Raw genomic sequence first — 17,432 nt, forward strand, 5'->3', positions numbered from 1 at the left:
ATGTTCGCGATGGGGGAAACCAATCGCTTGCACCAACAACTTGCTCGCCGCATGGGGCAGGCATACAAACGCTTCCGCCAAAGCTGGGGCGGGTTGTTGCTCGACCCGTATTTGCGCGATGGTGGTCAATACCGCTATCGACGTTATTCTGTTTTTCATTGGAAAAACAATGCACTGGAAATACTGCCTCACGAGCCGCATTACCAAAGTAGCCATTATAATCATGTCCACGGTGGCTTTAATCGTCATTTTCGGGCGTGGTTGCCCACAACATTGCAAAATCCGGTACTGACGGAAATTATTCGTTGGTCAACACAGCAGTTTTCACGCAGCCCTGCGGAATTGTGGCGGATTCAGGCGCACCAATTTCGCATCATTGCCAGCGATGGGCAGTTTGGTAAACCCACGCCGGAAGGTGTTCACAAAGACGGCGCGGAATATATCCTGATCATGATGATGGATCGGCACAATATTCAAGGTGGGGTGAGCCGTATTTACGACAATACCATGCAGCCCTTAGGCGAGGGCACGCTAGAACAGGCGGGGGATTTGGTGCTGGTGAATGACCATGCGGTGTACCACGGGGTTACGGAGATTAGCCCAGCAGACACAGCACAACCCGCATGGCGAGATGTGCTGGTGCTGACTTTTCACAAGGCTTAGTCGGGTTTAACCAGGACCTTCAAAGTATTTCCACGGGTATTGCAGATCCTTCTCGATGGTATTCCAATACAAATCGCCGGAATTGCGCCACGGGTCAAGCAAAATGCCGGTTTTGAATGGCTTGCCTTTGGCGGTAACGATCAGCGTGCTATGTTCGCGCCACGGATTACCCTTGTAAGCCACCCCCCAATACAGATCGAAAGTGCGCAGGTTTTTGCTGCGCATTTTCGCCCGCATCGCCCGTGCCCAGTCGACGCATAACCCCGCCTTACGTTGCTTGGAATTGCGGAGAGTATTGTGGAAAATAGGCGGCCATTCCAGCCCCCAATCATTCGCCAAATACATTGGGTAAACGAAAGCATCGTGCGCTACTGAGCGTGCTTCGCTGGGGTCGATAATGGCGGGGTCAAGCGCAATCAGCGCGACTGCCAATTCGTCGATACGCTGTTTCATCTGCGGTGTCAGATTTTGCAGACGCGGATTGCCATCTTTCGCCAGCGTCACGTTATCGTAATGGACAGCACAACCGCTGACCGTGAAAAAGACTAATAACAAACCGATTAGTCGTTTAACATCAAGCATTAATCAGATTTCCTTTTTAAAATACATCAGGTAGTTGACATCAACATCCTTTCCCAGACGGTAACTCTGGAACAGCGGATTGTAGGTCATACCCGCAATATTGCGCAGCTCCAACCCGACAGACCGCGCCCAACGTTCCAATTCGGAAGGTTTGATGAATTTGCTGTATTCGTGCGTCCCCTTGGGAAGCATCTGCATCACGTATTCCGCACCGAGTATTGCCAAAGCGAAGGCTTTAGGATTGCGGTTGATGGTGGAAAAAAATACGTCGCCACCCGGTTTGACCAAGCGTGCGCAAGCTGCAATGACCGAGGCAGGGTCGGGAACGTGTTCCAACATTTCCATGCAGGTAACAACGTCAAATTGTTCCGGGGCTTCAGCAGCGATGGCTTCGGCGCTGATCTGGCGGTAAGTCACCTCGACTTGGGATTCGAGTGCGTGTAATTCGGCAACTTCCAGCGGGGTTGCGCCCATGTCGATGCCAGTCACATTCGCGCCGCGTTGCGCCATGCTTTCGGCGAGAATGCCGCCGCCGCAACCGATGTCGATGACGTTTTTCCCCTTGATGGTGGCGTAGTCGTCAATGTAATTCAGGCGTAACGGGTTGATGTCGTGCAGAGGTTTGAATTCGCTATCACGATCCCACCAGCGCCACGCAAGGTCTTCAAACTTGCGGATTTCGTTGGGGTCAACATTGGGTGTCGCGGTTGCGTTTATGGTGGTCATGGGGTTTCTCCAATTTTTTGTTGCCAAGCACGGGCTTTGGCAAGCAGGGCTGGAATATCCAGCGTGGTCAGTTGGCGGTTTGCCATTAATGCTTTGCCTGCGACCCACGTATGCGTCACTTGGTCGCGGCTGGTGCAATACACCAGATGCGATACAGGGTCGTACAAGGGGCTGGCTTCCAGTGTACCAAGGTCGACGGCAATCATATCAGCAAATTTGCCGACTTCCAGCGAGCCGATGTCCGCCTCCAGCCCCAGCGCTTGTGCACCATTGATGGTTGCCATGCGTAAGGCTTGTATGGCGGGAATCGCGCTGGCATCTTGCGCCACGGCTTTGCCAAGCAGTGCGGCGGTGCGCATTTCACCGAGCATATCGAGATCGTTATTGCTGGCATTGCCGTCCGTACCCAAGGCAACATTGACTCCAGCGGCAGTCAGTTTGGCGACAGGGCAGAAGCCGCTGGCCAGTTTTAAGTTGGATTCTGGGCAATGGATAACGTTCGTGCCTTTTTGCGCCAGTAATGCAATGTCTGCATCGGTTAATTGTGTCATGTGAACCGCGAGGAAAGGTTTGTCGAGCAGACCAAGTTTTTCCAAGCGTGCGAGAGGACGCATTCCCGTTTGTTCGACCGCTTGCTGGACTTCAAACGCGGTTTCGTGGACGTGCATGTGGATGGGAATAGCGAGTTCACACGCCAGATGCAGCACTTTATGCAGCGGATCGTCGGAAACGGTGTACGGTGCGTGCGGTGCGAATGCCGTCGTTAACAGCGGATTGGCTTGTAAGCGATCATGCAGGGCCAAGCCTTTTTGCAAGTAGTCGTCAGGGTTGTTGCCCCAGCGCGTTGGGAAGTCGATCATGATCAAACCGATGCAGGCACGAATGCCCGCTTCCTCGGCAGCTTGTGCGGTAGCTTCGGGGAAGAAATACATATCGTTAAAGCAAGTCGTGCCAGAACGAATCATTTCGGCAATTGCCAGTTGTGCGCCGTCATAGACGAAGCTTGCATCCGCCCAACGTGCTTCCGCAGGCCAAATATGCCCTTGCAACCAGTCCATGAGCGGTAGATCGTCTGCCAAGCCTTTGAGGAGTGCCATCGCCACATGCGTATGCGCATTGACAAAACCGGGGAGTACAGCCTGTTGCGCTAATACGACAGTTTGTCGGGGGGTGTAGCGTTTTTCTGCCTCAGAAGTGGGCATAATGCCCACAATCCTGTTATCATCGACCGCTATGGCGTGGTGTCGCAAAACTTGATTCGCTGAATCGACCGTAATAATCCATTCAGGGATGATGAGTAATTCAATTTCCATTGGGTGTTGTAAGATTGCCACTGTAAAGCAACCTATTTATGCCGAAAATCATCATGAGTCAACACGATTCGATCCGTGCAGTAGAATGGAAAGACAATCATCTAGTGCTGCTTGACCAGCGTAAATTGCCGCATAACGAGCAATTTATCGCTTTATACAGTGCCGACGATACGGCTGAAGCCATCCGCAATATGGTCGTGCGCGGTGCGCCAGCTATCGGTATCGCGGCGGCGTATGCGGTGGTCATGGCAGCACGCAAAAGCTATAAGCAGTATCCCCAAGACTGGCGGCAACGTTTGCTGGCAGAAATCGAGATGCTGAAAAATTCCCGCCCGACCGCTGTCAATCTCATGTGGGCACTGAATCGCATGTGTGAAGCCGCCGATGATATTCAGGGCGACCCCGAATACCCGCTGTTAGAGCTGGCGAAAAAAATCCACCAAGACGACATTGATGCCAATTACCGCATGGGTGAATTGGGCAGTGCGTTGATTGCTCCCTCACACGGTGTATTAACCCATTGCAACACCGGTTCATTGGCAACGGGTGGTTACGGCACAGCACTTGGTGTGATTCGCAGCGCCTATAGCAAAGGCATCATCGAACACGTTTACGCCGATGAAACGCGCCCGTGGTGGCAAGGTTCACGCCTAACCGCGTGGGAATTGGTGAAAGACAAAATTCCCGCACATTTGCTGTGTGACAGTGCTGCCGCGCATCTGATGAAACTGGGCAAAGTGTCGTGGGTCATTGTCGGTTCTGACCGCATTGCCGCCAATGGTGATGTAGCCAATAAAATTGGCACATACAGTTTGGCAGTGAATGCGCGTTACCACGGTGTGAAGTTTATGGTAGTTGCGCCAACCAGCACCATCGACCTTGCGACCTTGTGTGGTAATGACATTCCCATCGAAGAACGTCCGCAAGATGAAGTGCTGAACGTCAGCAATCAACGTATTGCTGCGTACCATACGCAAGCGTGGAATCCCGCCTTTGACGTAACCCCTGCCTCCTTAGTGGATGCACTCGTTACCGAAAAAGGCGTGATTGAAAACCCCACTGCCGAGAAAATTGCGGCGCTGATGGCATCGTAATCAAGACGCTTTCGCCACCTCATACAGCCGCTGATGCAAGCAGCGGTTCAAGCGCTGCATATCACTGTCCAGCCCGTAGCGATCTTTCCACTCAGTTTGCCGGAAAGGTCGTTCGCTGATCGGCAATGTTGCACATTCATACGTTTTCCCGCCATGCGTTCCAACTGACAGCAGTGTAACGGGCTGTTGGAAAAAGCGCTGGTAGATCGTTTCCGGCAACCGTTCTTTCAGAATGGGCAGTTCAGGCAACACTTGCTCGGTGAGTTCAATATGCGCTAATTGCGCGTAAGGGTAGAACTCATGTTGCTCGTACAAAAACTGATTGGCTACGCGGTCAAAATAACCCCGTCCCATCAGCAGTCCTTGCTGCGTTACAATCCATACGTGCAAATATTGCAGCCGGAACAAGCTGTGACCTTTGCGTTCGAATGGGTCGTCTTGCATCGCACTGAGCGGGATATTGGCTTCTGCGAGCAGTCGCCGCTGCAAATCGGTCTGCGTATAAGAGGGTAGCGGCAATTGCAGATTGCCCCAGCTTTCCGTAATAAAGCCTTCCCAACGCTGCTTTTTCAGGGTTTGTGCAAGGTCGCCTAATTCTACCGGATTCAGGTGGTGTAGCAGCGTATTGCGGAATAGGGTTTCAACGGCTTGCTGATATTGGCGGTTAAGTTGTCCTAAGCCAGCCGGAGGTGGCAAGCTGTCCAATTGGTGTGCCATGATGCGCTGTTGCGTTTCCAGCGTGTGCATTTTGTCCAGATGCTCGTCGAGTGCTTGCTGCGTTTGCTGGATTTTCTTGCCAGACCTGTACCAGTAATATGTCAAACCGAGGATAGGCAATAGCGGCAATAAGAAGTGCCCCCGTGCTACCAGCAAGATAATGGTGAAAAACGTTGCTACGAACAGAATCAAGCGCGGTGAATTCAAATTCAGTAAGCGTTGACGCAACGTTTCCAAGTGCGCTTCCATCTGTTTTTGGTATTCAATTTGCGGTAGTTTCCACGGATCAGGCGCATAAAAAAAGCTCCAGCGTTCGCAATAGGCTTCTTCTGAACCTACTTTTAGCAATTCTTTGGCATCGTGATTACCGCACGCATGATTGGAAAAAATAGGATACGCCAGTACTTCACCCTCAAATTGTTGGTAATCGGGTTTTCTATTCGCCTGTGCTTCAGACGTTGCTTCTTCTTGCTTGCGTTGCGCTTGTAACTCACGCAGCATGTGATGGCTCATCGCCAGTGTTTCGTATTCGGTATTAGTCATTATTGTTAGCCCCATGGATACACGCAGAAATTATTCAAATTTCCATCTTCACGTAGTAAGACAATGAAACCTGAAAAAAAATCCCCTGCCCCTATGATTCGTACAAATTGCCTGAATCAGGCGTTAATTGATCGTTTTTTAGACGCTTTTTGGTCAGAACGCGGGGTAAGCCGGAATACCCTCGCCAGTTACGACCGTGATTTACGCTTGTTGTGCCATTGGTTGGACGAACACGGCGTATCAATGGAACAGGCAACACGAGCTGAATTGTTGGAATATTTAGCAGTTCGAGTACGTGATGGGGCAAAAGCTGCCACTACCGCCCGTTTGCTTTCCAGCGTGCGCCGTTTTTACCGCTGGCAGGTGCGCGAAAACATGCGCAAAGATGATCCCACCGCGCAAATCGAAGCGCCCAAACAGGGGCGGCATTTGCCGAATACGTTATCGGAAGAGGAAGTGGAAGCGTTATTGCAAGCACCCGATACCAGCAATGCTCACGGCTTGCGAGATCGAGCGATGTTAGAATTGTTGTATGCGACGGGTTTGCGTGTCTCCGAATTGGTAGGGATTCGTTTGAGTGAATTGTCGCTGTCACACGGCGTGATTCGCATTACCGGCAAGGGTAACAAAGAACGCCTTGTGCCGATGGGGGAGGAAGCACATGACTGGATTCAAACCTATTTACGCGATGCACGTCCGACCTTGATGCAGGGTAAAGACATTGCAGAACACGTTTTTGTGACCACGCGTGGCAGCGGCATGACGCGGCAAATGTTCTGGGTGATGATTCAACGTTATGCGTTCGAGGGCGGTATCGTGCGTCATATTTCCCCGCATACCTTGCGCCACGCGTTCGCGACCCATTTATTGAACCACGGGGCGGATTTGCGTGTCGTACAGATGTTACTGGGGCATAGCGATTTGTCGACGACCCAGATTTATACGCATGTGGCGCAAGCACGTTTGCAGGATTTGCATCGTGAACATCACCCACGCGGTTAAGCCGCTGAAAAGTGGGGAAACGTATACACGCTACAGTCAGCCATGCTAAGGTATTATCCATTATGTGATTAAACAATAAGCATTTTTTACCTTTCGATTTTCATTCAGGACTAGAGAAACCATGTACAAAAAGATGATGTTGGGCACTATTATGGCTGCTGTATTAGCCACAACTGCGGTAATGGCTGACGCTGTACCCGCTGATTTAGGCGAAAAATTAAAGCCTATGTTTGGTGGTAAAGCCCCTGATTCTCTGAAAGCCACTCCGATTGCGAATATGTTTGAAGCCAAATTTGGCGGCGAAATCATTTATGTGAGCGGTGATGCGCGTTATGTATTTGCGGGCGAATTGATTGATGCACAAACTAAATCCAGCTTAACCGAAGCCTCACGTTCGGCGGATCGCATCGGTTTGGTGAAAACCATTGATGCGACTAAAAGCATCGAATTCAAAGCTAAAGGCGAAGAAAAGCACGTACTGTATGCGTTTACCGACGTGGATTGCCCTTTCTGTGTGAAACTGCATAAAGAAGTGCCTGCTCTGAATGAAAAAGGTGTGACCGTGCGTTACTTGGCGTATCCGCGTGCGGGCGTGGGTTCTCCGGCGTACAAAAAGATGGTGAACATCTGGTGTGCGGATGACAAAGCGGCGGCGATGAACCAAGTGAAAAACGAGGGTAAAGAAGTCACCTCTAAAGAATGCGCCAACCCTGTCGCCGACCAATTTGAACTGGGGCAAAAATTGGGTGTGAATGGTACACCTGCGTTGCTGACGACTGATGGCACCATGATTCCGGGATTCCGTCCGGCGGCTGATTTGGTCAAAATGTTGGACGATGCTAAGGCGAAAGCGGCGAAGTAAGGCGGGAGAACCCCACATCCCCAACCCTTCCCCCGCAAGGGGTGAAGGGAGTTATAGCTGTTATTTCAGCAGTTTCCTCAACCGATAGAGTTCATCCAGCGCTTGGCGTGGGGTGAGTTCATCCGGGTCTACGGCGGTTAATGCCGCTTTCACTTTTTCAGCACTTTCATCTTTCGGCGCGGCGGCTGCGGGTGTTGCAAACATCAGCGGTAGGGTTTGTCCTGCGCGTGGGGCTTGCTGGCTGTGCTTTTCCAGCGATACCAGTTTCTTTTTGGCTTGCGCGATAATGCTTTTGGGAACACCGGCTAGTTGCGCGACTTGTAAGCCGTAGCTTTGGTTAGCGGGGCCGTCTTTTACCGCGTGTAAAAACACGATCTTATCGCCGTGCTCAATCGCATCAATGTGGACATTGACGATGGTGCTGATTTGTTCCGGCAATACCGTTAGCTCGAAGTAGTGGGTGGCGAACAGGGTGAATGCCTTGCGTTCGCGGGCGAGGAATTCGGCGAATGCCCATGCCAGTGATAAACCGTCGAAAGTGCTAGTGCCGCGTCCGATTTCATCCATCAACACCAAACTGTGCGTAGTGGCGTTATTGAGGATATTGGCGGCTTCGGTCATTTCCACCATGAAGGTCGAACGCCCGGTGCTGAGGTCGTCGTGTGCGCCGATGCGGGTGAAAATGCGGTCAATATTGCCGAGACGGGCGGTTTGAGCAGGCACGTAGCTGCCGATGTGTGCCAGTAACACGATCAGGGCAATTTGGCGCATGTAGGTGGATTTGCCGCCCATGTTGGGGCCGGTGATCATTAACATGCGGCGGCGCGAATCCATGTACAGGTCATTCGGCACGAAGGGGTTGTCGAGGGTGCGTTCCACAACCGGATGCCGTCCGCCTTCGATTTGAATGCCTGCGCCGTCTACGAGAGAGGGACAGTTGTAATTCAGGGTATTGGCGCGTTCGGCAAAATTGCTTAACACATCCAATTCGGCGATGGCTTGCGCACTGTTGCGGATGGGATTGAGGTGTTCCAGCAAGTCGCCTAACAGGTTGTCGTAAATGGCTTTTTCGCGGGCAAGGGCGCGTTCGCGGGCGGAGAGCACCTTGTCTTCAAACTTTTTCAGTTCGGGCAGAATGAAGCGTTCTACGCCTTTAAGCGTTTGGCGGCGGATGTAATCGGCGGGGATGCGGCTCAATTGGCTTTGCGGGATTTCCACGTAGTAGCCGTGAATGCGGTTGTAGGCAACTTTGAGATTGTTGATGCCGGTGCGGACTTTTTCGCGGGCTTCGAGATCCAACAGGTATTGGTCGGCGTTTTCGCTGAGATTGCGCAGTTCATCCAGTTCGGCATCGAAACCGGTGGCAATCACGCCGCCGTCGCGGATGACGACGGGCGGATTGTCGATGATGGCGCTATCGAGCAAATGGCGTAGTGCATCGTGTTGGTCGATGTTGCCTTGTAATTGCTGAATGTGCGGGTTGTCGAGTGCGGCAACGAGGCTGTGGATGCGCGGGATGACGTGCAAGGAACTACGCAATGTGGATAGGTCACGCGGGCGTGCCGAGCCGAGGGCGATGCGGCTGGCAATGCGTTCGATGTCGCCGATGCCGCGTAAGGTTTCCAGCAGGGTTTCGTAGCGGTATTGGTCGAGCAATGCGCCGACGGCTTGGTGACGGTTGCGTAGGGTGAAACGGTCACGTAACGGTTTGTTGAGCCAGCGGCGTAGCAGGCGGCTGCCCATGCTGGTGGCGGTTTTGTCGATGACTGAAATCAGGGTGTTTTTGTGTTCACCGCTGATGCTGTATTCGAGTTCCAGATTGCGGCGGCTGGCAGCGTCGAGAATGATGCCTTCGTCGCTGAGTTCTACCGTGAGGCTGTTGATGTGGGGCAGGGCGGTGCGCTGGGTTTCTTGCACGTAATTGAGCAATGCGCCCGCAGCGGCAATCGCCAGTGGCAGGTGGTTGCAGCCGAAACCGTCGAGATCGTGTACCCCGAATTGACGTAGCAGTAGGCGCTTGGCGGTGTCGAGGTCGAAGTGCCATTGCGGGCGCGGGGTGGAAATGCGGTTGCGGGCGAAGGCGGGTTTCCAGTCTTCGTCGTGCAGGATTTCAGCGGGTTGCAGGCGTTCGATTTCGTTGTGCAGGGTGGTGTCGGAATCGGCTTCTTGTACGGTGAAGCGTCCGGTGCTGAGGTCGATGGCGGCGATGCCGTAAGAAGACCCCCCCTTCCCCAGCCCTTCCCCCGCAAGGGGGGCAGGGAGTGAAGAGCGGTGAATCGCTACCAAAAGGTTGTCGCGGCGGTCGTCGAGGAGGTAGTCGTCGGTGACTGTGCCGGGGGTGAGTAGGCGGGTGATTTTGCGTTCGACCGGGCCTTTGGATTTTGCGGGGTCGCCGATTTGTTCGCAAATGGCGACGGATTCGCCGACTTTGAGGAGTTTGGCGAGGTATTGTTCGACGGCGTGGTAGGGAACGCCAGCCATTGGGATGGGGTCGCCTGCCGATGAACCGCGTGCCGTGAGGGTGATGTCGAGCAGCGCGGCGGCTTTTTTGGCATCGTCCATGAACAGTTCGTAGAAATCCCCCATGCGGTAAAACAGGAGAATGTCGGGGTATTCCGCTTTGATTCGGAAATACTGCTGCATCATGGGAGTGTGTTGCTGTTCTTTGCTCATGGCTCGTCGGGGCTGCGTAATCAAGCCAGTGAGTTTAGCAGTAATCGGCGGGGGGCGTGAATGTGTAACCCGATATGCTGGCTTGGTTAACCCTCCATCACCCAATCATCCACACTCTTCAGCTCACTGCTAAAATTAATACCCACTAACACCTTCGGGCGCGGGTCATCCCGAAATGCCCCCGCGTAATTGCGCTCTTTAATCTGGGCCATTGCTGCCTGCGCCGTTTTATCCAGCTTGAACTCCAGAATATAAATATGCGTTGCCGTCTTCACCACGCAATCCACCCGCCCATTGCTCTCATTCACTTCTGCTTCGCTGTACTGCCCCAGATAGAAAAACGTCAAGTAAATCAAACTGTGGTAATACGCCTCACGGTCTTGCAGGAAAATCTGATACGGAATTTTCTTGAAGACCGTTTTGATGATTTCAATCACCTCAGGCAAATCATTATCGTCAACGGCTTCACTCAGATGTACCACCATCGGCGTTGTTTTTGCAGGCTCAACATGCGCCCATTCCGCCATCAAAAACATCATCATTGATGCACGTACTTCACGGTTCGGGTAATCCAACCAATACATGCCACGTTTATCTTGGTCTTTCAGGGTCAAATAGCCTGTCTGGAACATTACGGGGACAAGCTCCAATTCTTCAAGATCGTAATTGCCCAAAGCCAATTCATCCACCCGCAATTTATCCAGTCGATACACTTTCTTACGAAGCATCAACTTCGGCAAAAACGTCGGCGTGCCTGATTCAAACCAGAAATTGCGGAATGCCTGCGCCTGAAAAAAGCTCAAGATCGAATACGGATTGTAAACGCGGGTACGCAAATCCCAACTGTAACCGTTATACCATTCGCGGATTTTTGCCTGCAACGCCTCACGACTTAACCCAAGATAGCTTTCAGTTTCCGGCATATAGGGCGTGAAATAGTATTCCAACTCCGTCTGTGTGTACCCCAATAGCGTACTGGCACTGCGGTCAAACGTCAGGTCAAACAGGTTATTCAAATCCGAGAAAATCGACACGCGGCTAAACTTCGACACGCCGGTAATCAGCAAAAACTCCAAATACGGATCACTGTCTTTCAGCACCGAATAGAAGGTTTTCATGGTTTGTTGATTGGCTTTGGCTTGCGGAATGTCATCAAGGTAGTCAATCAACGGCTTGTCGTATTCGTCGATCAGCAACACCACATTGCCCTGTTGTTTGGCTAGTTTTTCCAGCAGTTCGGCAAACACGTTTTTCAGCGTCGTGCTCACTAAAGTAAGGCCGTGTTGTGCCGCAATTGCTTCAAGAGTTTGTTGTAATGCCGTTTCTAAACCCAATCCCTGATAGTCGAGTTTGTTGATAGATAGGTGAATGACCGGGTGTGTCTTGCTCCAATCCCACTGATCCGCGATCCACAGTCCATCGAACAACGCACGATTGCCTTGGTAGATTTCTTTGATGGTGGAAAGCAGCAACGATTTACCGAAACGTCGTGGGCGCGATAGGAAAAAATAGCCTGCTTTGCCCGTCAGCAAATTATGGATAGCTTGTGTTTTGTCTACATACAAGTAGTTATCTTGACGCAACTTGTCAAAAGTTTGGATACCAACAGGGAGGCTTTGTAGCATGGCAGTAGTCTACGTAAACAATCACCTTGTGAGTTTAGCAGATTTCAGCGTGTCTCTGAGGGCAGTAACACGCCCTCCAACACCTTCCAAACATTCTCCAACACCTTCGGCTCTGCCTCAGCAGTCGGGTGCAAGCCATCCGCCTGCATCAAATCCCAATTATCCGCCACGCCATCGAGCAGGAAGGGAACGAGCGGTGTGTCATATTGCTTTGCCAGTTCGCTATACGTGGCTTCAAATTTGTCGGTGAAAGTCGCGCCGTAATTTGGCGGTAGCTTGATGCCAATCAGCACGACTTTCGCCTTGGCTGCCTGCGCCAGTTTCACCATCTGTTCCAAATTGCTGCGCATGGTGGGCAGGTCGATACCACGCAACCCGTCATTCGCGCCCAATTCCAGTAGCAGATAGGCAGGTTTATGTTCTCTGAGCGCATCCGGCAAGCGTGTCAAACCACCGGCAGAGGTTTCGCCACTAATACTGGCATTGACCACTTTATATTGATCGCCCAGCTTGGTTTGCAATAAATTAACCCAGCCTTTTTCGACCGGAATGCCATACGCGGCGCTCAGGCTGTCGCCCCACACCAATACGGTTGGTGGCACTTCGGCAGCCATAACCACAGTCGTAGACGGTAAAAACCCCAGTAGGGCAAAGATCAGGTAAAGTACACGCACCATTCAGCGGATTCCTTAATAAATGAATAACACAGCCATTCAGACCGACAACTTAGTGAAAACTATCCCCCAAGCAGGGCGTGAATTGCAAATTCTCCGTGGCGTAAGCCTCACGATTGACAGCGGTGAATCGGTCGCGATTACCGGCTTATCCGGTTCTGGCAAAAGCACCTTACTGGGCTTGCTGGCGGGGTTGGATTTGCCCACCAGCGGTTCAGTCAAACTTTTTGGGCAAGCCTTGGACGGTTTGGATGAAGACCAACGCGCAGCCTTGCGCTTGGGGCGGGTCGGCTTCGTGTTCCAATCCTTCCATTTGCTGGAAAACCTGACGGCGCTGGAAAATGTCATGCTGCCGCTGGAATTGGGCACGCAAACGGGTGATTACACCGTACTTGCCACGCAAGCCTTGCAACGAGTCGGGCTGGCGGAACGTTTGGGGCATTTCCCCAACCAGCTTTCCGGCGGTGAACAGCAACGCGTTGCCTTAGCACGGGCATTTGTCACTCGCCCACAAATCTTGTTTGCAGATGAGCCGACCGGCAATCTCGACCGTGCCACCGGCAATGAAATCATCGCGTTGCTGTTTGCCTTGCAAGAAAAATTGCAGACCACGCTGGTATTGGTGACGCACGATGAGACGCTCGCCGCCCGTTGCCAAACGCATTACCGCTTGGTCGAAGGAGCGTTGGCATGAATTTGCTGTTTAAACACTGGCAACAACGCTGGCGGATGCCAGAACTGCGCCTGTTATTGCTGGCGTTGATTGTCTCTGTCAGCGTTGTGACTGCCGTGGGCTTTTTCACCAGTCGTGTCGAAAACGCCATGCAAGCGCAAGCACGTCAGCTACTTGGCGGGGATTTGGTGTTGACTTCGGCACGCCCGTTGGATGCCACTTACTTGCAACGTGCCAAAGCCTTGGGGCTGGAAACGGCGGAAACCATTAGTTTTCCGAGCATGGCTTCGCGGGGTGATAAATTGCAATTGACCCAGCTCAAAGCAGCCTCCAACACATACCCGTTGCGCGGCGATTTGAAAACGGCAGCAACACCGGATGCGCCGTCATTATTGGCGAATGGGCAATTTCCGGCGCGTGGCGAAATCTGGGCGGAAGCGCGTTTGTTTACCGAACTCGCTGCCAAGGTTGGCGATGCGGTGAACTTGGGGCGCAGCACGTTCACATTGGCTCGTGTGTTGACTGAAGAACCCGACCGCAGCAGTAATATGTTCCAGCTTGCGCCCGTGGTTTTGATGAATATGGACGATCTGCAAGCGACAGAATTGCTGTCACCCGCCAGCCGCGCCCGCTTTAATCAGTTGTTTGCAGGCAAGGCGGCGGTGATTCAGCAATTTCAAAAAGCCATTGAACCGCAATTGAAACCGACGGAACGCGTGCGTACTTTGGATGAAGATTTAGCGTCGGTACAGGAAACCTTACAACGGGCGACGCGCTTTCTGGGACTGGCGGCATTGCTGAGTGTGGTGCTGGCAGGCGCTGCGGTGGTATTAACCTCGGCCAGTTTGATGCGGCGTGAATTGCCAGCGGTGGCAGTGCTGAAAGCAATGGGGATGTCGCGGCGGCAGGTGTTGCTGGATCATGCGTTTTCCTTGCTGTTGACGGCGTTGCTGGCGGCGGCAATTGGCGTGGCGGTCGGGTTTGTGTTGCAGTTTGCGTTAGCGGAATGGTTGAGCCAGTTGGTGGGGAAGGCATTGCCTGCGCCTAGTTTGTTGCCGTTGCTGAGTGGCGTGCTGACAGCGGTGGTCTTGCTGTTGGGGTTTGCGTTGCCGCAATTATTGCGCTTGGTGAATACCTCGCCGATGCAGATTTTGCAGGGGGCGTTGCAACGTCCGCAGCAGTCGTTGTTGTGGGTAGGCGCGAGTTTGTTGCTGGCGGTGTTTGGGTTGTTGTGGCTGCAAGCGCGGGATTGGCAATTGGCAGGCATGTTGTTGTTGGGGCTGATTGTGGGGACGGTGTTGTTTTGGGGCTTGGCAACGGCAGCATTACGTTTAGTGCAAGCTTTGAGTAAACGCGTCGGTGGCGGTTGGTTGCCATCGTTGGGACGTTCGCGGCGGGCGGTGTTGCTGGTGGTGGTGTTTGCGACAGGCTTGTTTGCGTTGCTGTTGCTGACGACGGTGCGTACTGATTTGCTGAATCGCTGGGCGGAAACCTTGCCTGCGGATGCGCCGGATCATTTCCTGATTAATATCCAGCCTGCGGAAGCTGCCCCGCTTCAGGCGTTTTTTAAACCGCATGGGGTGGAACTTAACCTGTATCCGATGATTCGCGGGCGTTTGGTGGAAATCAACGGCAAGCCGGTGAGGGTGGATGATTATGAAAATCCACGGGCGCAACGCTTGCTGGAACGCGAGTTTAATTTGTCATCCTTTGCGGAATTTCCTGTCAGCAATGTGTTGTTGGAAGGCCAGTGGTTTGCGGGGGCAACGCAAGGTTTGTCGATTGAGCAAGAGATTGGTGCAATGCTCCAGTTTGGGATGGGCGATAAGCTGACCTTCGATGTGGCGGGGCAACGTTTCAGCGATACCGTGACCAGTGTGCGCGAAGTCCGCTGGGACAGTATGCAGCCGAATTTCTTTGTGATTGCCGCGCCCAATAGCATGACACAGATGCCGCAAACCTTGATTACTAGTGTCCATTTTGGTGAGAAAAAGGCGCTGGTGACGGAGCTGATTCAGCAATTCCCCAGTATTACGGCGATTGATGTGGGGGCGGTGGTGACACAAATTCGCTCATTGGTGGAGCAGGTGAGCTTTGCTGTGCAGGGCATTTTCGTGTTTACGCTGATTGCGGGGGTGGTGGTATTGATTGCGGCGTTGCAGTCGCAAAAAGCGGAACGGCGGCGTGAGTTGGCTATCCTCAAATCGTTGGGAGCGGGTCGAGCGTTGCTTCAGCGGCGTATTTGGAGTGAATTCTTGTTATTGGGTGCATTGGCGGGGGCGTTGGCGGGTTTGCTGGCGTTGACCGCAGGCAATGTGCTGGCGTATTACCTGTTCGATTTGGGTATTAGCCTGAATATTGTGCCGTTAGTGGTGAGCAGTTTGATTGGTAGTGTGTTGGTGGGCGTGGCAGGCTATTGGAATTTGCGCGGGTTGTTGCAGGTATTGCCGTTGTCGTTGCTGAAAAGTTGAGGGAAAAGGTGGTAGTAGCGCGATTGTCGCGTAGGGTTCGTTTGCTGCCGTGGATGCTGTTATACTGGGGAATACATAAAAAATAATAGCGGATGCAGTGATCATGGCGACAGACGAAGCGCAAATTAGCAACCATCGTTTTATTCCCCTTTCGACCAGCAAAGCGCGTGACTGGATAGCGGCGTTGCCGTTAACTGACCCCGGCGAAACCACACGGCGACTGTTCCACGGGTTGGTGGATTTGAATCGGCGTGCCTTGCCTGCGATGAATCGCTTGCAAATCAGTGAGATGTTGCGCCCAGCCGTCGATGTGGCATTGGAAGCCTTGCAGCGTCATCTGGAGGCGCGTGCTTTTCCGCTTACCCCGAAAAGTCAGAAGATTTTGAGTTGACCCAATCATTAATGCTGGAATTTGCGGGTTCGTATCAGGTGGCAACGCTGGATATGATGACCAAAAAGGAAGGCAATAAAAAAGCCCTGCAATTAGCCATTTACCGTGCGTTGGATTTGATGGGCAAGGTACTCTTGCTGACGTATTCGGTGTACGTGCGTACTCGTGAAACCTTGTGGCATGACATTCACCACCTGTACTTGCTGGCGGTTGAGAATGGCGTGGAAAAAGTGGTGTTACGCGATGCGTCGCCCGGTGCACCGACGATTGAAACGCGTTATGTGCAAATGAACTTGCTGGCGTTGGTGAAGCCGTATTGCTTACGCCAAGGTGAAGTGACGCGCTTGGTGCAGTATTTTGTGTTGAATACTGCGTTGGTGACGATTACGCGAGACGCGGAAGGGCAGCAGACGGGGGATTATGTCCATGCGGTGATGCTCAATAGCGATGAGCCAGCGGTAATGATGTTGTTGAGTGACTTGCCGCATTCGCCGACGGTGCGGGTATTAAACCTGAATGCGTTGGTAGGGCGCATCGATGCGCATATTCGCGAGCTGGAGGTCAAGGGCGTACCCGCGATGATGCTTCAGGAAGGTTTGAGCCGTAACCTCGCCAAACGGGTGATTTATCATCTGTCAGCGGTGCGCAATCGCAGCTATAACCGTTTCCCGAAGAAAGAACAGATTGGCATGGTGACCCGTTTTCCCGATGTGTTAACCGTGATTCGCGATGCGCAAAAAACCGAAGCCAGCGAGGATGCGGAAGCAGAAGACATGCTCTTCAATGTTTTTATGTCGAGCGATAGTTATGAGGATGACGATAAGGCAAAAAAAGCCGTGATTCATCGGGTCGCCGAAGAAGAGAGCGCTCGTATCCAAACGTGGAAAGTGCTGAATACCAGCGTGGGCGGTTACGGTTTGTGTTGGGAGGGTAAGGAGACATCGGGGGCGCGTGTGGGCGAAATTGTGGCGCTGCGTGATATGGCTGATCCTAGTGCCATTTGGATGATTGGGGTGATCAAGTGGATGGAGTTTGTGTCAGGCAAAGGTTTATGCTGTGGGGTTGAATTGCTTTCTACCAAAATCATGGTGGTGTCAGTACAGCATGTGATCAACCGGACATTGACACAAAAAATGCCGGTTGATGGCTTGATGTTGCCGAGTATTGAGGGAATTCGCCCTGACCCTGCGTTGATTTTGCCTGCGTATATTTTTCAGGCGAGCGATGAAATCCGGTTGGAATTTGCGGAACGTCAAGAGCGCGTGCGGCTGGTGTTGCTGGATGAATGTTTGGGGGCGTTTGCGTATTTCCGCTTCACCACGCTGGCAGAAAAGTCGTTGGAGGAAGACGAGGATGACTTTACCTCGTTGTGGCAATCGCTTTAAGCAGTTCATCCCCTAGTCTGACTCGATAATCGGTCTTT

At 52.5% G+C, this 17,432-nt stretch carries 14 protein-coding genes and 1 pseudogene; 8 read left to right on the top strand and 7 right to left on the bottom strand.

The genetic code is table 11. The annotated features are described in order from the left end of the window. Positions 1 to 663 (top strand): 2OG-Fe dioxygenase family protein, encoded by a 663-nt coding sequence (locus J1836_RS01790; RefSeq protein ID WP_207249551.1) that lies wholly within the window; start codon positions 1 to 3, stop codon positions 661 to 663. A 6-nt stretch (positions 664 to 669) separates the two neighbouring features. Here J1836_RS01790 and J1836_RS01795 read toward each other — a convergent pair whose 3' ends face one another. From J1836_RS01795 to J1836_RS01805, 3 genes are read right to left on the bottom strand one after another with little or no spacing between them, the layout of a single operon-like run. Next, positions 670 to 1,245 carry a hypothetical protein gene (locus tag J1836_RS01795; protein ID WP_207249552.1) on the bottom strand — a complete coding sequence of 192 codons (576 nt, stop codon included), beginning with the start codon at positions 1,243 to 1,245 and terminating at the stop codon, positions 670 to 672. A 3-nt stretch (positions 1,246 to 1,248) separates the two neighbouring features. Then, a complete protein-coding gene (ubiG, locus tag J1836_RS01800) occupies positions 1,249 to 1,971 on the bottom strand; it encodes a bifunctional 2-polyprenyl-6-hydroxyphenol methylase/3-demethylubiquinol 3-O-methyltransferase UbiG (RefSeq protein ID WP_207249553.1) in 723 nt (240 codons plus the stop codon). Then, the gene (locus tag J1836_RS01805) at positions 1,968 to 3,284 is read right to left on the bottom strand and encodes a TRZ/ATZ family hydrolase (protein WP_207249639.1); all 1,317 of its coding nucleotides are present in this window, start codon (positions 3,282 to 3,284) and stop codon (positions 1,968 to 1,970) included. The genes ubiG and J1836_RS01805 overlap by 4 nt, the downstream gene beginning before the upstream one ends. 53 nt (positions 3,285 to 3,337) lie before the next feature. Between J1836_RS01805 and mtnA the strand changes: the two genes are divergently transcribed. Continuing rightward, positions 3,338 to 4,378: an S-methyl-5-thioribose-1-phosphate isomerase gene (gene mtnA / locus J1836_RS01810; protein WP_242632695.1), complete on the top strand. Its 1,041-nt coding sequence runs from the start codon at positions 3,338 to 3,340 to the stop codon at positions 4,376 to 4,378. Here mtnA and J1836_RS01815 read toward each other — a convergent pair whose 3' ends face one another. Then, a complete protein-coding gene (locus J1836_RS01815; protein WP_207249555.1) occupies positions 4,379 to 5,638 on the bottom strand; it encodes a hypothetical protein in 1,260 nt (419 codons plus the stop codon). It abuts the gene before it with no gap. A gap of 93 nt (positions 5,639 to 5,731) precedes the next feature. Between J1836_RS01815 and xerD the strand changes: the two genes are divergently transcribed. Both xerD and J1836_RS01825 read left to right on the top strand, forming a co-directional pair. Next, entirely contained in the window at positions 5,732 to 6,640 is a 909-nt protein-coding gene (xerD, locus tag J1836_RS01820; protein ID WP_242632696.1) for a site-specific tyrosine recombinase XerD, read from the top strand. Between the two features lie 181 nt (positions 6,641 to 6,821). Beyond that, positions 6,822 to 7,502 carry a DsbC family protein gene (locus J1836_RS01825; protein WP_242632697.1) on the top strand — a complete coding sequence of 227 codons (681 nt, stop codon included), beginning with the start codon at positions 6,822 to 6,824 and terminating at the stop codon, positions 7,500 to 7,502. Positions 7,503 to 7,562: 60 nt separating this feature from the next. On the opposite strand, the gene mutS is transcribed toward J1836_RS01825, so the two are convergent. From mutS to J1836_RS01840, 3 genes are all read right to left on the bottom strand, one after another. Continuing rightward, on the bottom strand, positions 7,563 to 10,175 hold the full coding sequence (gene mutS, locus J1836_RS01830) for a DNA mismatch repair protein MutS (RefSeq protein WP_207249558.1): 2,613 nt from the start codon (positions 10,173 to 10,175) through the stop codon (positions 7,563 to 7,565). An 86-nt stretch (positions 10,176 to 10,261) separates the two neighbouring features. Then, entirely contained in the window at positions 10,262 to 11,800 is a 1,539-nt protein-coding gene (locus tag J1836_RS01835) for a PD-(D/E)XK nuclease domain-containing ATP-binding protein (RefSeq protein WP_207249559.1), read from the bottom strand. A gap of 44 nt (positions 11,801 to 11,844) precedes the next feature. Then, the gene (locus tag J1836_RS01840; protein ID WP_207249560.1) at positions 11,845 to 12,477 is read right to left on the bottom strand and encodes an arylesterase; all 633 of its coding nucleotides are present in this window, start codon (positions 12,475 to 12,477) and stop codon (positions 11,845 to 11,847) included. A 19-nt stretch (positions 12,478 to 12,496) separates the two neighbouring features. On the opposite strand from J1836_RS01840, the gene J1836_RS01845 reads away from it, so the two are divergent. From J1836_RS01845 to J1836_RS22090, 4 genes and pseudogenes are all read left to right on the top strand, one after another. Continuing rightward, the gene (locus J1836_RS01845) at positions 12,497 to 13,168 is read left to right on the top strand and encodes an ABC transporter ATP-binding protein (protein ID WP_207249561.1); all 672 of its coding nucleotides are present in this window, start codon (positions 12,497 to 12,499) and stop codon (positions 13,166 to 13,168) included. After that, positions 13,165 to 15,618 carry an ABC transporter permease gene (locus J1836_RS01850; RefSeq protein ID WP_207249562.1) on the top strand — a complete coding sequence of 818 codons (2,454 nt, stop codon included), beginning with the start codon at positions 13,165 to 13,167 and terminating at the stop codon, positions 15,616 to 15,618. The genes J1836_RS01845 and J1836_RS01850 overlap by 4 nt, the downstream gene beginning before the upstream one ends. 103 nt (positions 15,619 to 15,721) lie before the next feature. Beyond that, a pseudogene (locus J1836_RS01855) lies at positions 15,722 to 17,028 on the top strand (cyclic-di-GMP receptor FimW-related protein); the annotation flags it as partial. Positions 17,029 to 17,160: 132 nt separating this feature from the next. Next, positions 17,161 to 17,394, top strand: coding sequence for a cyclic-di-GMP receptor FimW-related protein (locus tag J1836_RS22090; RefSeq protein WP_504970733.1), 234 nt, complete (start codon positions 17,161 to 17,163; stop codon positions 17,392 to 17,394). The last annotated feature ends 38 nt before the right edge of the window (positions 17,395 to 17,432 follow it).

This window comes from Thiothrix fructosivorans (assembly GCF_017349355.1).
In the GTDB taxonomy this organism is placed as follows: Bacteria; Pseudomonadota; Gammaproteobacteria; order Thiotrichales; family Thiotrichaceae; genus Thiothrix; species Thiothrix fructosivorans.